Consider the following 14,779-nt stretch of genomic DNA (forward strand, 5'->3'; position numbering starts at 1 on the left):
TTAGGGCAGAGGACGCGCGAGCGCCAGTAGCGCTGCTTGCCAGGCCGGTGCCTGGCAAGCAGCGCCGGCCTTCATGTCGAGGCCGCGCCAGCCGGTCACCGCCCGGATCCCGTGCAGAGCGCTCACCGACCAGGTCTCCAGACCTTCGAGTGCGGTGGGTGGCACGTTCTCGTGCCGGGTCTCGACGCCCCACGCCCCGGCGATCCCGTCCAGGAGCCCCCAGGTGACTCCGGGCAGAACCGCATCGCTTCTCGGAGGGCTGTAGAGCACGTCCCCCCGCCACCACAGCACCGTGCTCAGCGCCCCCTCGAGCACCGTCCCGGCCGGCGACACCAGCAACGCCTCCCCCGCCCCCACCAGCGCTGCCTGACGTCGCAGGTCCGCCAGCCGGGGCAGGTCCGGGCCCTTGACACCCGGCCGGATCCGGGGATCCGGCACCCCGGGCCCCCACAGCACCACCTCGGACGAGAGGTCGGGAGCGGGCCGGATCCACAACGTCAGCTCGTCACCGGTGCGGTCGACCCGGGGGAACCACCGACCCGACCGGGGCAGAACGGCCAGGACATCGTCCATGAACCGGTTCACCCACCCGGAGGTGAGGGGCCGCACCGAAGGCGGGTGGGCGTCCATCATGGACATGCTCCGGACGAAACGCGCCCGATGCTCCTCGATGCCACGACAACGGCCCTCGTCGACGAGCCAGGAGTCCGCGACCGGTGGCCCGGGCCCGGCCGGGCGGGTGGCGGGCACGAAGTCTCCCGGCCCTCGCCAGAGCAGGGGGCCGGGTGGGATCGCACCGAACGGCTTCATCCAAGGAGTCCTTCGATCTTCAGGAAGTGACCGGGCCGTAAGATACCTGGCTCCCACCCCGCCCGAGGAGCCCGATGACGACTGACCCGCAGCCGGTCCGGACGCTGCTCGTGGACAACTACGACTCCTACACCTACAACCTGTTCCAGCAGCTGGCGGTGGCGAACGGCGCCGAGCCGATCGTGGTGCGCAACGACGAGTGCGACTGGGACACCCTGATGTCGCGCGTCCAGGGGACTTTCGACAACATCGTGATCTCTCCCGGGCCCGGGCGACCGGAGACCCCGGAAGACTTCGGACTGTCGGCTGCCGCGATCGCCTGGGCCCGCACCTCGGGCATGCCCCTGCTCGGAATCTGCCTGGGCCACCAGGGCATCGCCGTGGCCTTCGGGGCTCACACCGAGCCCGCTGCGCGCATCATGCACGGGCAACTCAGCCGGGTGCGTCATGAGAGCCCTCTGTTCGCCGGGATCCCGCAGCACTTCGAGGTCGTGCGCTACCACTCCCTGGCGATACCGGAGCCCTTGCCGGCCGGACTGACCGCGACGGCCTGGTCCGAAGACGGCACGGTGATGGCTCTGGAGAATTCCGGGGCAACGCTTTTCGGGGTGCAGTTCCACCCCGAATCGATTCTCACGCGGTACGGCTCCCGGATCATCGAGAATTTCCGCGACCTGACCAGCGTCCGCCCTTCTGTTTCGATCGCCCCAAAGCCTTTCCCCACAGTGGACGAGGAAAAAAGCACGCCGTTACGCCTCACCGTTCGCCGGTTTCCGGGGCCGGTCGACGCGGAGGCCCTGTTCGCCGCCCTGCACCAGGGATCCGGGGCGGTCTGGCTGGACAGCGCGCGCACCGGACGGTTCTCCTACCTGGCCTGCGCCCCGGGTGGGAATCTCTGGGAATCACTGATCCACCCGGCAGATTCGCCAGACGGGCCGTTCGATCGGATTCAGCGGCGGCTGCGGTCATTCAGCGTCGATGAGCCCGACCTGCCGTTCGACTTCACCGGTGGCTACGTGGGGTATTTCGGCTACGAGTGCGAGGCCGACCCGGCGACGGCCGGCCCTCACACATCCCCCTATCCGGATGCCGCGCTGGTGTTCGCCGACCGCCTCGTCGTGCTCGACCATGAGCAGGACGAGGTGTTCCTGGTGGCGCTTGACCCGGAGTCCGCATCTGCGGAAGACACCGAACAGTGGCTCGACCGGACCCGACACCTCATCGGGAACCTTCAGCCGCTGGAACCTCTGGCCGGTCCGCCCGTTTCCGTCGCCCGCCCGGTGCGAGGCCGCGACCAGTACCTGGCCGACATCCAGACCGTTCGGCGCCACCTGGAGCAGGGCGACACCTACGAGGTCTGCCTCACCACCCACTTCGACACCGCCACGACAGAAGCGCCCCTCACCGTCTACCGGCGGCTGCGGACCATGAACCCGGCTCCCTACGCCGCTTTTCTGGATCTGGGCGGGATCAGTGTGTCGTCCTCCTCGCCCGAGCGGTTCCTCCGGATCGACCGCTCGGGGCGGGTCAGCGCCAAGCCGATCAAGGGCACCCGGCCGCGGGGCTCCTCCTGGGACGAGGACCAGCGCCTGGCCAAGGAACTCGAGAACGACGTGAAGGAACGCGCCGAGAACCTGATGATCGTGGACCTGCTGCGCAACGACCTCGGGCGGGTCTGCCGGCCCGGTTCGGTCGTCGTGCCCGCCCTGATGCGGGTCGAGTCGTTCAGCACGGTGCACCAGCTGGTCTCGACCGTGGAGGGAGACCTGGCGCCGGGGCGCGACGCGGTGGACTGCGTGCGGGCCGCCTTCCCGGGCGGATCGATGACCGGCGCCCCGAAGGTGCGCACCATGCACATCCTTCAGCAGCTGGAGGGCCGGGCCCGGGGTGTCTACTCCGGCGCCGTCGGGTTCCTCGGGGTGAACGGCACGGCCGACCTCAGCATCGTGATCCGCACGCTGGTGCACGACGGGGAGGCCGTGAGCGTGGGAGCGGGCGGGGCCGTGACCATCTTGTCCGACCCTGAGCAGGAATGGCAGGAGGTGCGGCTCAAGGCCGACGCCGTGCTGCGGGCCGTGGGCGCGGTCAGCAGCGACTAGTGCGGCTGGTCCACGTGGGTGGAAATGCGCTGGCGGCTCCGTCGGTAGGCTGTCACCCTAGATCGGCGGGGTATGGATGCCGACCCGAAGAGGAGGGCACTCATGACTGACGACAAGCAGGTCAGCTCAGACACGAAGCGCAAGTTCCGCGAAGCCCTGGAGCGCAAGAACGCCAACGGCGGACAGCACCAGGGCGAGGTCCAGGGAAACGGGAAGGTGGGCGGGTCCCACGGCCCCGAGACCTCTGGCTCTCAGCAGATGTTCCGACGCAAGTCTTCGTAGTACCGGTCAGCTCTGACCAGGTCTGATCCGTTTCCGATCAGGTCCGACGAGGAAGGCGCCACCCGGAATCCCCGGGTGGCGCCTTTCGTCACATCAGAGCCTCCTCGGCCGGTCGGGTGGCATCGGGTTAGCATCGGCCGACCCGTGAGGCCCGCAACAGACCCGCCACCGAGGAGAGTTCTCGTATGATCCGCAACGTCGTGACGGGCCGGCTCAAGCCGGACGCCGACATCGCCCTTCTCGACGAGGGCCTGGCCGGCATCGTCGCCCTGGGCATTCCTGGCATGACCGACGTGAAGGTCGGCCGGGACGCCGGGCTCCGCCCCGGGAACTGGGATTTCACCATTGTGGCCGACTTCTCCGATGTCGCCGCGTACCGGGCCTACGACGAGGACGAGGAACACAACCGTCTGCGCCGGGAGATCTTCGGGCCGTTGTCCGCCGAGATCGCCCGGATCCAGATCGAGTTCTGAGCGCTCAGCAGCCCTGCTCCGACTGGCTCTCACGGCTGACGAAAAGGCTTGCCCCGACGTAGCTGTTGTCCGGTACGCCGATCGGCCCAGACTCTCGGAGCCGGTCCAGCGGCACCACGATCACCTCCAGCCGGTACTGCATGCCCAGAGGATCGAACGGCAGACCCACCGGTGGGCGCAGTTTCCAGCGGGACAGTGATTCCGGGTGCTGCCAGCCCGGGATCGGCGTGACGTGCCGGATGCCGTCGCCGACGCTGAGGTTCTCCACGGAGAACAGCAGCGTCCGGCCCGGTGGCAGGTTCGCGGTACCGCCGAGGTCTGGGCAACGGCCGATCCCGGCCCCGTTGTGCGGGGTGACGAAGGCCGCTTCCCTGCTGGTCACGGGCTTTCCCGGCCAAGGTGTCACGGGGGCTCCCCGCGGCGGGCGAGGCGGTCCCCCGCGCGGGTCGCCGGCGGCCTGGGTGCTCTCGATGGTGGACGACGTACTCGCCGGCCGCGGGGCGTCACCGGTGTGCGGTGCCCGCCGGGTGAACAACAGGGGCGCCAGGATCAGGCCGATGGAGAGCAGCGGGATCAGCACCAGGGCGGCCAGGAACAGACTCGGACGCGCCGGTCGGGCCGTGGCCAGAGCGCGTAGTTGCCCGGCCCAGGCCCGGGGGTCGGACGGGCGGTCCGCCGGGTCGTGGGCCAGCAGCCGGGTCAGGTGGTCGGCGAAGGCCCACGGGTCGGGCACCCCGGCATCGCGCGCCACCGCCTCGGCCCGCCGGCGGGCCCGGTCGGGAGAGAACGGGTCTCGGGCGTGCGGCGGGTTCTCCCCGACCATGCAGAACCAGGCCAGCGCGCCGAGCGAGTACAGGTCGGAGGCCGGGTCACGGGTCGCCATCGGATCGGCCAGCACCTCCGGCGCGGTGTAGGCCGGGCTGTGCCGGCCGGACAGGTCGCGGCCGTCGTCCACCCGCCGCATCGTGCCGATGTCGACCAGCACCACCCCGCGGGACGGGGCCAGGATGCAGTTCGTCGGTTTCACATCGCGGTGCAGGCTCGGGTTGCCCGCCGAGACCGTGCGCGAATGCAGCGCTCCCAGGGCCGCGGCGACCTGCTCGACGTAGCGGAGCCGGGTCGCCAGGGTCGGCGCGGTGGCGGGTGTACCGGCGAGCTCATCGGCCAGCGTCGGGCCGGGCACCCACTCCATCACCACGTACGGCGTCACCAGCGGGCGCAGTCCCGGAACGGGTTGCATCGAGTGCTGCGGATGCGGCGGCGGGCCGACGAAAACGTCCAGCACGCTCACCATGTGGTCGATCCGCATGATCAGCAACAGCGCCCGCAGGTCTTCCCACCGGCGCAGATCGGCCGGGGTGGGCCAGTCGTCGCCCATGTTCGCCGGCCGGCGCAGCCGTTTCACCGCGACCTGTAACGGCGAGGTCAGGTCGCCGCGGTACCGGGCCCGCCAGATGTCCCCCTCACCACCGGACAGGCCCGGGCCGAGGAGCTCGTAGCGGTCCGGATCGCCCGGGGGCCCGGCGAACCATCCGTTGGGCTGCGCCCCGCCCGCCATCCGGGACCGGTCGTCGGTGGCGAGCAGGCCGGAGACGTCGATCGGGCCGTCGACCGGTTCCGGCAGGTCACCGCCGAGAGTGACCGCGTCGGGCGCCGGCGTCGCGGGGCAGCGCTCCACCGGCTGGAGCCTCTCCGGCCCGGGGATGTCGGACACCGGAATCTGGGGCGCGGGAATCTCAGGTCGGCGCATCGAGTGCCTGTACGTCGGCCACCGTGATCGTGCCGCTGTTGATCGCCCAGCGGGCCAGCGCCGGGCGGAAGTCCTCGTAGACCTTCTCCAGGTTGAACGTGACCAGTGCGGCCACCCCCTGGGCCGCGAGTTGCTCGCGCAGCCGGCGCAACACGGTGCGGGCGTAGCCGGGGCTGCGGCCCACGCGCTCCCCGACCTGCCGGTAGGTGGCGGGAGCGGCCCGGCTTCCCGTGCGGGTGAGCAGCGGTTCGCAGAGCGCGGCCAGCAGTCTGCGCTGCGGAACCGTCAGGCCGATCGCCATACCGTCCACCGTCTCGACCGGATCCAGCACCAGCCGCGGCCGGTCGGGTGTCAGGTCACGGACGTCGACATGGACGGCGTACTCGCGGCCGAACCGGCCGGTCACCACGACCAGGAACTCGGGAAACGGCATCGAGGTGGTGGCTGCCCCGGGCTCCAGTACCCGTTGCGTTCCGACCAGCGGACGAAGAACGAGTTGTTTGCTGCGGGAGCAGTTCTGGACCAGCACACAGTCGTCGAGCGTGCGCAGGGTCGCCGTCAGCCGGGAGACGTGCTCGTCGGTGGGCCGGTGAGCGACCCGGATGGCCGCGTCGGTGCCCCGGCCGATCGTGAGTTCCTGCCCCGACAACAGCACCCGCCGGTCGGTGCCGTGGCTGACGATCGCGTAGGGCGACACCGCGGGTGGCGGGGCCCACTGACGCGGCACCCGAATCCCGGTCATGACCACCTCCGGGGGAACTCACCGGCCGGGCCGGTACAGGCTTGACGCACGACCAACAGTTTTCCGCATCCTCCGAGTGCTTGTCAGAACAACTATCGGACTGGCCCTCAGGAGTTCGACGAACGGGCCCTTCGACCGAGCTGCAACAAGGGTAAACACCTGCCTCCGAGAAGCTTTCAGTTGCCCGGAGCAAATAGCGCCAGAACCGTTCCGCCCTCGGAAAACGTCAGGGGCTGATCAGCCCCCGCTGGCCCGATCAGCCCCTGACGCCCGTAGATCTACGCCCGTACCCGGAAGCCTCTCCCGGAAGGAGCATTTCGTGCGACCATCCGAAACCGATGGCTCCGGTCCGGCGGATCACCCTGCCGATGCGATGCTTTCGTCCCGAAGCCGGGCCAGCCGGCTCATCGGGGCCAGGAACTCGTGGACCGACGGCCGGTCGTGCCCCTGCCTCCGAGCGGTCGCGCACGGGTACACCGCGCCACAACACGCACAGAAGCCCCCGATGGACCGGTGATCGACCGGCCTCACGTCGGGTTGGAGACGCTCCGGGCCCGGGCGGCCCGTACCCACGTCCGACGATGATGACGTCATGGCAGCCACGCTCAGATCACCGCCATCAGTTCGCGCAACGACGAGTCACCCAAGCGGTACTCGGCGGTCCAGCCGATCGCCACATAGGTGGAGCCGTACTGGGTGGACCAGACCAGATCGTCAGCCGCCAGACGAACACCGCGTGGATGAATGATCCATTCACGCAGCTCGTCGCGGTTCATCACAGCCAGGGCGCGAGACCCGAACCAGACCGTGACCGTCCCCGGCTCCACCTCAAGATGCAGCGAGCCGACGGACCAGTCCCGGGCATTACGTAGATCGACCTCGACCCGGCCGACCCACTCCCCGGTGTCAGGTCTTTCACCTTTCAGAGCTACTTGCTCCTGCATGGGCGTAAACCCCCGTTGTGTGGCATGGACCGATGCCTGGAACACATCGGTTCTCCCCCCGCCATTGAATAGTCTCGGTCACTACCCCGAGCAACTTCAATGTAACGTTTTGTGACGGGAGGAGCGTGACGACATCCGCGACCCTCGAATTGTTACTCGCCCGTTGTTCAGGAAAATGCCAAACTCGCCGCCATGAGCAGTGGGTCGGGCATGGGGCGACGTTCCCTCGGACGGCAGCTCCGAAGGCTACGGGAAATGGCCGGAAAGAAGCCGGAAGACGTGCGGTCGGTCGGGTCGCGCCAGAAGATCTGGCGAATGGAGGCCGGAAAAGGGCCCTTCAAGTACGCCGATATCCGCGCCCTCTGCTTCATGTACGGCGCCGACGAGGCCACGACCGAACGACTCACCGACCTGGCGGCGCAGGCCGACGAGGAAAACATCTGGGAAGACTTCACCGATGTCCTGATACCGGGCTTCGGTTTGTATCTGGACCTCGAGCAGTCGGCGGCGGCGATCAAGACCTACGACGCTGAGTTGATTCACGGCTTGCTCCAAACCCCGCCGTACCACGAAAATCTCACGATCGGTGAGGGCATGGAAGAAGGCGCGCGACGGCGTGACGCCGAGTTACGCATTACCCGCATGCAAACGGCCTTCGGCGGGGCTGATCCACCTCTCGTCACGGCTGTCATCGGCGAATCGGCGCTGCACCGGGTCATCGGTTCGGCTGACATCATGCGCGAACAACTGCGCTATCTTCGTCGCCTGAGCGACGAGAAGACCAATGTCGAGGTTCGGATACTTCCCTGGTCCGCCGGTGCGCACCCGGGTTTACGTGGCGGGGCTTTCACCCTCCTGGAATTCACCGAACCAGACACCGACGTGGTCTATCTGGAGTCCCAAGCAGACGCCCGGTACCTGGAAAAAGAAAGCAAGCTCCGTACCTACCGGGACGTCTGGGAAACGCTCGTGCAGAAGTCCGTCCGACTCGAGGAGTACACGACATGAGTACGCAGACCCCTTGGATCAAGGCTCAGGCCAGTGGCGGCGGAGGCCAGTGCGTTGAAATGCGGCGAAACGGACACGATGTCGAGGTGCGTGACACCAAGGCACACGGAAACGGCCCGACTCTCCGGTTCGCCCCGGTCGAGTTCTCGGCCTGGATCGACGCCGCCAAGGGCGGCAAGCTCGACGGTCTCAGCCGTCACTGACCTTTCGCACGATTGAGGGCCGGGGAGCGGTCGTCCGCTCCCCGGCCCTCGCACTTGCGCAGCGCAGAGCAGTTCTCAGTTGGCAGGCACCGGGAGCGGGGTGGGGTCGGTCGGCAGCGGCGGCACCGGCAGGGAACCGTGAATCTGGTTCTGCGCCTGGCACTTGCTGGTGCAGTTGGTCGCGCCCTGGGAAAGCTCGATGGCGTCTTCACCGAGCACGCCACCCAGCCGGCCGCCGGAGGTCACCGACCAGCGTGTCACCGAGCCGTCCTGGTAGAGCTTCGTGGCCACCTGCGGGCTGTCCTTGCCCAGCAGCATCTCGTGATAGCCGGTGCTGCTCTGAGCCGTGGTCACCGGGTCCTTGCCATCGCCAAAGTTGATCTTGCCGGTGAACTCGTTGGTGAAGTAGAAGAGCTTCGGCCCGAGGGTGTGAACGATCTCCACGTTAGACCCGAACTCGGGCTCCTGCTGGAAGATCCCGCCCTGGGCGAAGTCCTTGGCCTGGAACTTCATCGTGCCGCCGGCGGCACTCAGGATGATCGTGGCGTTGTCGTCCTTGACGTCGAGCCGGTCGATCTTCACCGTGCCGATCTGCGCCGGCGTCAGCACCGGAACCTTCGAGGCGAAGACGACGGTGGGCTCGGTGACCATGCGCTCCGGGTCGGCGGCACCGGTCAGCGTGTAGTTGTAGACCCCTAGCGTCGAGGGGTTCACGTCGAAGCCCACGTGCTTGCCCCGCACAGCGATCGTGCCGGTCACCGCCAGATCCTTCAGCTTCACGTCCTTGCCCTCGGCCGGGTTGTACGTGGTGCCGTTGACCGTGACCGCGAAGTCGCCCTTCGGGCCGGCCTTGGCCTGCGCCGCACCGGCGGGCACCAGGGTGAGAGCGGCCCCGCCCGCGATCAGCGCAGCAGTGGCCAGGGCGAGCGAGCGCGGTGTGCGGATGATCATGAGAACTCCTGTCGAGGGTGCCGGCGACACCCGTGTCGCCGCCGGCTCGTCTCAGTTCTCTCGCACCCGGGGTTGTCAGCGGTATGAGCCGATGGTTCTAGTACCCCGCCGTCTACCCCTGATTGCCGCTCACCAAACCTCAAATACTGCACTCCCGATGCACTTGCATTTCTCACTGATGGTGACGGATCTACTTGTTCTTCCTCAGTCCATTCACGCCGCGCAGTCCCACTCCACCGACACAGAACGCGCACCCGACGCAGTCGCGACAGCCGATGCAGAAGGCACACCCGACACAGTCCTGACAGCCGACACAGGCGAAGGTGCCGTAACACCGCCGGATACCGATCCCGAGCACGGTGAACAGGCTGAGCAGCACCCCGAAGCTGCCGCTGGTGCCGATGCTCCCGGCCACCCCCGCGCTGCCGCTGGTCGCGATGCTGCCGGCCACGCCCGCGCTTCCCGCTACGGCGATGCTGCCCGCCACCCCGGCGCTCCCGGCCACCGCCACGCTGCCCGAGACCCCGGCGCTCCCGGCCACCGCCAAACTCCCCGAGACCCCGGCACTCCCGCTCACGCCGATGCTCCCGGCAACCCCGCTCGAACCGGCCACCTGGATGCCGCCGGCTACGCCACTCGAACCGGAGACAGTGACGCTGCCGGTCACACCGCTTGAGTCGGACGCAGTGGCACTGCCCGGCACACCGCCCGCGTCGGACACGTCGCTGTTCCCGGTCACCTCAGCGCCGTTCTCAGCGCCGTTCTCGTCATCGGCGAACGACCCCGCCGCACCAGCGTTCTCCATCGACCCAGCCTCCCCATCCTGCCGTCCGGACTCTCAGCATGCTCCATGGCCGGGCCGTCCACACCCCCTTCGTGATCATGCAATCCCGGCGTCGGGCCGGCGGCGTGTTCCTCCTTCCCCGAAAACACCTCTTCTTTCCCGCCCTTCCTCAGCAATCAGGCAATGCCTCAGCCTTCGGGCGAGGAGATGCTCCGACGTCCCCATTCCCGGCCGGCCCGGGGAAGGTTTGCCGGATCACGAACGAGGGGGGAGGGTCAAGATCGGGGGTGGGCTGCCGATATGACCATCACGGTGCTCCGCCGTGGTTGGCTCGACCCACTGCGGCGGAGTGCCACCCAATCCGTCGCCGAGCGGGACACCCCCGGCCAATCAGGTCGCGCCCGGTCGCTGCGTGCAAGGATTCTCGCCATGACCGCGCCGAATCCACAGGACAGTCCACTCCCCGCCTGGGAACGACGCTTCCGGGCCGGGCGCATCGCGATGCCGGTCTGGGCGGCGGACGCGCCGCAGCGCTGCTCGGTGGTGGCCACCCACGAGGGCGTGCTGGAGATGCACAGCTGGAGTCCTGAGGCGGGGCTCACCCGGCTGACCTCGCGGAGCGAGGGGACGGCGCAGGGCGAGATCGACCCGTCCGGTGAGTGGATCTGGTGGTTCGACGACGCGGCCGGCAACGAGCACGGCATCTGGCGCAAGCAGCCGTTCGGATCGGCCCCGGGAGCCGACGAGATCGCGATTCCCGGCCTGGGGCCCTCCTATTCGGCCGGGCTGGCGCTCGGCCGGGGTGGCCTGGCGGTGATCGGCCAGAACGACGACGGTTATGGCACCCGGATCCAGGTCCAGGAACCCGGCCGGCCGCTGCGACTGATCTACGAGCACACCGAAGACGCTGGGGTGGGCGGCCTGAGCGAAGACGGCACCCTTCTCGCCCTGGCCCACAGTGAGCACGGCGACTCCCGCCACACCGCTCTGCGCGTGGTGGCGGTGAGCGACGGCTCGACCGTGGCCGACCTCTGGGACGGGCCCGGAAAGAGTCTGGAACCGCTGGGCTTTGCCCCTGTGACCGGCGATCCTCGGCTGCTGGTGCTGCACGAGCGCCGGGGCCGCGGCGAACTGCTGGTCTGGGACGCCGTGACCGGCACTGAGCTCGAGGTGAAACTCGATGTGCCCGGCGAGATATCGGATGCCGAATGGTTCCGGGACGCGTCTGCGCTGCTGGTCAGCGTGGACCACGAGGCCCGCACCCGGCTCTACACCTTCAGCCTCGTCGACCTGACCACCACCGCCGTGGGGCCGTCCGACGGAACCGCGATGGACGCGACCACCCGCCCCGGCGGCGAGGTCTGGGCCCTGTGGTCGTCGGCGGCACTGCCCGCGGCCGTGCGCAACCTGCAGGGTGACCTGGTGCTGGCTCCTCCGGGAGATCCGGCCCCGGCCTCGGTACCTCTCGAGGATGTCTGGGTCGACGGGCCGGGTGGGCGCATCCATGCCCTGCTGCGCCGGCCGGTGGGCGCAGCCGAGCCGCTGCCCTTGCTCATCGACATCCACGGCGGCCCGACCGCGCACGACGGCGACTGGTTCCGGGCCTACCCGAGCGCCTGGGTCGACCACGGGTTCGCGGTGCTGCAGGTGAATTACCGCGGTTCCACCGGGTACGGGTCGCAGTGGCGGGACGCCCTGGAGAAGCGGGTCGGTCACATCGAACTCGAGGACGTCGTCGCGGTTCGCGATCATCTGGTCGAGGTGGGCGTCGTGGCCCCCGACCGGGTGGTGCTGGCCGGGGCGTCGTGGGGCGGCTACCTCACGCTGCTCGGGCTCGGCCTGTATCCGGACCGCTGGGCGGTGGGGGTCGCCGGCGTGCCGGTGGCCGATTACCTGGCGGCCTACGAGGACGAGATGGAGGCGCTGAAGGCCTTCGACCGCTCGCTCTTCGGCGGTTCACCGGACCAGGTGCCCGAGAAGTACCGCGATTCCAGTCCCATCACCTACGCGGAGCAGGTGACTGCTCCCGTGCTCGTGCTCGCCGGGGAGAACGATCCCCGCTGCCCGATCCGGCAGATCGAGAACTACGTCGGGGTACTGGCCGAGCGGGGCGCGGAGCACGAGGTGTACCGGTACGACGCCGGCCACGGATCCCTGGTGGACGACGAACGGGTGCGCCAGGTGCGGGCCGAGATCGATTTCGTCCGGCGGTATCTGCCGGCCTGACCGACCCGGGAAGGGGAGCCCAGGCGCGTCCTCAATTGAAAACTACTGCGGGCCGGTACCTTTCGGTACCGGCCCGCAGATGTTCAGATGGGATCAGAACTCGGAGGCGATCAGCTCGGCGATCTGGGCCGTGTTGAGCGCCGCCCCCTTGCGCAGGTTGTCACCGGTCACGAACAGGTCGAGCGTGTTCGGGAAATCCAGTGCCTGGCGCAGCCGCCCGACGATGGTCGGGTCACCGCCCACGGTGTCGGCCGGGGTCGGGAACTGCTTGCCGTCCGGGTCGTCGACCACGAGCACGCTCGGCGCGGCCTCGAGCGTCTGCCGGGCCTCGTCCACCGTGATGTTCTCGGCGAAGGTGGCGTGCACCGCGAGGGAGTGCGTGGTGACCACCGGCACCCGCACGCAGGTGGCGGACACCTTGAGGTCGGGGATGCCGAGAATCTTGCGAGACTCGTTGCGGACCTTCAGCTCTTCGCTGCTCCAGCCGTCGCCCTTGGCCGAACCGGCCCAGGGGACGACGTTCAGGGCCAGCGGAGCCGGGAACGGCGAGGGGCCGTCGCCCAGCTTGGCGGTGATCGCGTCGCGCACGTCGCCGGCCACCGAGCCGAGGGAACGGTCGGCCGCGACCACCTCGAGCTCGTCGTGCAGCCGGTCGATGCCGGGCTGACCGGCGCCGGAGGCAGCCTGGTACGAGGCCACCACGAGCTCGGTGAGTGTCCACTTCCGGTGCAGGGCACCGAGCGCGTCGATCATGGTCAGCGTGGTGCAGTTCGGGTTGGAGATGATGCCGCGCGGGCGGTTGCGGGCTGCCTCGGGGTTCACCTCGGGAACCACCAGGGGCACGTCCGGGTCCATCCGGAAAGCGCCGGAGTTGTCCACGACGATCGCGCCGCGCTCGACCGCGATCGGACCCCATTCGGCCGAGATCTCGTCCGGCACATCGAACATCGCGATGTCGACGCCGTCGAACGCCTCGGGGCTGATGGCCTGCACCGCGACCTGCTCACCGCGCACGCTCAGCAGCTTGCCGGCCGAGCGGGCCGAGGCGATCAGGCGGATCTCGCCCCAGATGTCTTCGCGCTCGGTCAGGATGCCGAGCATGACGGTGCCGACGGCACCGGTCGCGCCGACGACGGCGAGAGTGGGCTTGCGGGTGCTCATCGTCCGGTACCTCCGTAGACCACGGCCTCGCCGTCGGCGCTGTCCAGGCCGAAAGCGGTGTGAATGGCGCGAACGGCGTCGTCCAGCCGCTCGGCGCGGGTGACCAGCGACAGCCGGATCTCCGACGTGCTGATCATCTCGATGTTGATGCCGGCCTCGGCGAGCGCCGCGAACATCTGCGCGGAAACCCCCGGGTGGCTCCGCATCCCGGCACCGATCAGCGAGACCTTGCCGATCTGGTCGTCGTAGCGCAGGGATTCGAAGCCGATCTGCTCCTGCGCCCGGTTGAGGGCGTTCATCGCCGTCTGGCCATCGGTCTTCGGCAGCGTGAAGGAGATGTCGGTCAGGCCGCTCACGGCCGCGGACACGTTCTGCACGATCATGTCGAGGTTGATCTCGGCGGTGGCGACCACCTGGAAGATCTCGGCGGCCTTGCCGGGCTTGTCCGGCACGCCGACCACGGTGATCTTCGCTTCGCTCCGGTCGTGTGCGACCCCGGAGATGATCGGCTGCTCCACCACTGCTCCTTCGACTGCTGCGACGGCCGGGGTGTCAATGACCCAGGTGCCTTCGCGATGGCTGAATGACGACCGGACATGAACCGGGAGGTTGAACCGGCGGGCGTACTCGACGCAGCGCAGGTGCAGCACCTTCGCCCCGGAGGCCGCCATCTCCAGCATTTCCTCGCTGGTGATCCGAGCGATCTGCTGGGCGGACGGGACGATGCGCGGGTCGGCCGTGAAAATGCCGTCCACGTCGGTGTAGATCTCGCAGACATCGGCCTCGAGCGCGGCCGCCAGGGCCACGGCCGTGGTGTCGGAGCCACCCCGGCCCAGCGTCGTGATGTCTTTCGTGTCCTGACTCACGCCCTGGAAGCCGGCGACGATGGCGATGTGCCCCTCGTCGAGCGCGGCCCGGATGCGGCCCGGGGTGACGTCGATGATACGGGCCTTGCCGTGCACCCCGTCGGTGATCACCCCGGCCTGGCTGCCCGTGAACGACCGGGCCTCCTGGCCCAGCGCGGCGATCGCCATGGCCACGACGGCCATCGAGATGCGCTCACCGGCGGTGAGCAGCATGTCGAGCTCACGGGCGGGCGGGAGCGGCGAGACCTTCTCGGCGAGTTCGATCAGGTCGTCGGTGGTGTCACCCATCGCAGAGACCACGACGCAGACGTCGTGCCCCTGCTTTCGCGTGTCCACGATCCGCCGGGCAACCCGCTTGACGCTTTCGGCATCCGCGACGGAGGAACCACCGTACTTCTGCACGACCAAGCTCACCGGGTCGCTCCTTGCTACTCGTGAAGGGAGTTTCGGACGTGGCTATCCTACCTGCGGCCGGAATGG

General features: G+C 68.8%; 14 protein-coding genes. 6 read left to right on the top strand and 8 right to left on the bottom strand.

Annotated features, from left to right (window positions below):
- Positions 1-810: an aminotransferase class IV gene (locus QSK05_RS34055; RefSeq protein WP_285601537.1), complete on the bottom strand. Its 810-nt coding sequence runs from the start codon at positions 808-810 to the stop codon at positions 1-3.
- A 74-nt stretch (positions 811-884) separates the two neighbouring features.
- On the opposite strand from QSK05_RS34055, the gene pabB reads away from it, so the two are divergent.
- The 3 genes from pabB (at position 885) to QSK05_RS34070 (ending at position 3,664) form a co-directional block, all read left to right on the top strand.
- Positions 885-2,909 (top strand): aminodeoxychorismate synthase component I, encoded by a 2,025-nt coding sequence (pabB, locus tag QSK05_RS34060; RefSeq protein WP_285601538.1) that lies wholly within the window; start codon positions 885-887, stop codon positions 2,907-2,909.
- Between the two features lie 102 nt (positions 2,910-3,011).
- Complete coding sequence (locus QSK05_RS34065) at positions 3,012-3,191, top strand: DUF5302 domain-containing protein (protein ID WP_231483878.1); 180 nt, start codon at positions 3,012-3,014, stop codon at positions 3,189-3,191.
- Between the two features lie 185 nt (positions 3,192-3,376).
- A complete protein-coding gene (locus QSK05_RS34070; RefSeq protein WP_285601539.1) occupies positions 3,377-3,664 on the top strand; it encodes a Dabb family protein in 288 nt (95 codons plus the stop codon).
- Positions 3,665-3,668: 4 nt separating this feature from the next.
- Here QSK05_RS34070 and QSK05_RS34075 read toward each other — a convergent pair whose 3' ends face one another.
- The 3 genes from QSK05_RS34075 to QSK05_RS34085 all read right to left on the bottom strand — a co-directional run bounded on the left by QSK05_RS34075 (position 3,669) and on the right by QSK05_RS34085 (position 7,100).
- Positions 3,669-5,414, bottom strand: coding sequence for a serine/threonine protein kinase (locus QSK05_RS34075; RefSeq protein ID WP_285601540.1), 1,746 nt, complete (start codon positions 5,412-5,414; stop codon positions 3,669-3,671).
- Positions 5,401-6,156 carry a hypothetical protein gene (locus QSK05_RS34080; protein ID WP_285601541.1) on the bottom strand — a complete coding sequence of 252 codons (756 nt, stop codon included), beginning with the start codon at positions 6,154-6,156 and terminating at the stop codon, positions 5,401-5,403. The genes QSK05_RS34075 and QSK05_RS34080 overlap by 14 nt, the downstream gene beginning before the upstream one ends.
- A 605-nt stretch (positions 6,157-6,761) precedes the next feature.
- Entirely contained in the window at positions 6,762-7,100 is a 339-nt protein-coding gene (locus tag QSK05_RS34085) for a hypothetical protein (RefSeq protein WP_285601542.1), read from the bottom strand.
- A 210-nt stretch (positions 7,101-7,310) separates the two neighbouring features.
- On the opposite strand from QSK05_RS34085, the gene QSK05_RS34090 reads away from it, so the two are divergent.
- Both QSK05_RS34090 and QSK05_RS34095 read left to right on the top strand, forming a co-directional pair.
- The gene (locus QSK05_RS34090; protein WP_285601574.1) at positions 7,311-8,108 is read left to right on the top strand and encodes a helix-turn-helix domain-containing protein; all 798 of its coding nucleotides are present in this window, start codon (positions 7,311-7,313) and stop codon (positions 8,106-8,108) included.
- Positions 8,105-8,311, top strand: coding sequence for a DUF397 domain-containing protein (locus tag QSK05_RS34095; protein WP_285601543.1), 207 nt, complete (start codon positions 8,105-8,107; stop codon positions 8,309-8,311). The genes QSK05_RS34090 and QSK05_RS34095 overlap by 4 nt, the downstream gene beginning before the upstream one ends.
- A 75-nt stretch (positions 8,312-8,386) precedes the next feature.
- On the opposite strand, the gene QSK05_RS34100 is transcribed toward QSK05_RS34095, so the two are convergent.
- On the bottom strand, positions 8,387-9,262 hold the full coding sequence (locus QSK05_RS34100) for a hypothetical protein (protein ID WP_285601544.1): 876 nt from the start codon (positions 9,260-9,262) through the stop codon (positions 8,387-8,389).
- 190 nt (positions 9,263-9,452) lie between these two features.
- Complete coding sequence (locus QSK05_RS36715; protein ID WP_502879868.1) at positions 9,453-9,845, bottom strand: hypothetical protein; 393 nt, start codon at positions 9,843-9,845, stop codon at positions 9,453-9,455.
- Positions 9,846-10,475: 630 nt separating this feature from the next.
- Here QSK05_RS36715 and QSK05_RS34110 point away from each other — a divergent pair.
- Complete coding sequence (locus QSK05_RS34110) at positions 10,476-12,272, top strand: S9 family peptidase (protein ID WP_285601546.1); 1,797 nt, start codon at positions 10,476-10,478, stop codon at positions 12,270-12,272.
- A gap of 93 nt (positions 12,273-12,365) precedes the next feature.
- Here the strand turns inward: QSK05_RS34110 and QSK05_RS34115 are convergent, their stop codons facing one another.
- The gene (locus QSK05_RS34115) at positions 12,366-13,433 is read right to left on the bottom strand and encodes an aspartate-semialdehyde dehydrogenase (RefSeq protein ID WP_285601547.1); all 1,068 of its coding nucleotides are present in this window, start codon (positions 13,431-13,433) and stop codon (positions 12,366-12,368) included.
- A complete protein-coding gene (locus tag QSK05_RS34120) occupies positions 13,430-14,713 on the bottom strand; it encodes an aspartate kinase (RefSeq protein ID WP_285601548.1) in 1,284 nt (427 codons plus the stop codon). The genes QSK05_RS34115 and QSK05_RS34120 overlap by 4 nt, the downstream gene beginning before the upstream one ends.
- Positions 14,714-14,779 lie beyond the last annotated feature (66 nt).

Source organism: Kineosporia sp. NBRC 101731 (assembly GCF_030269305.1).
GTDB lineage: Bacteria > Actinomycetota > Actinomycetes > Actinomycetales > Kineosporiaceae > Kineosporia.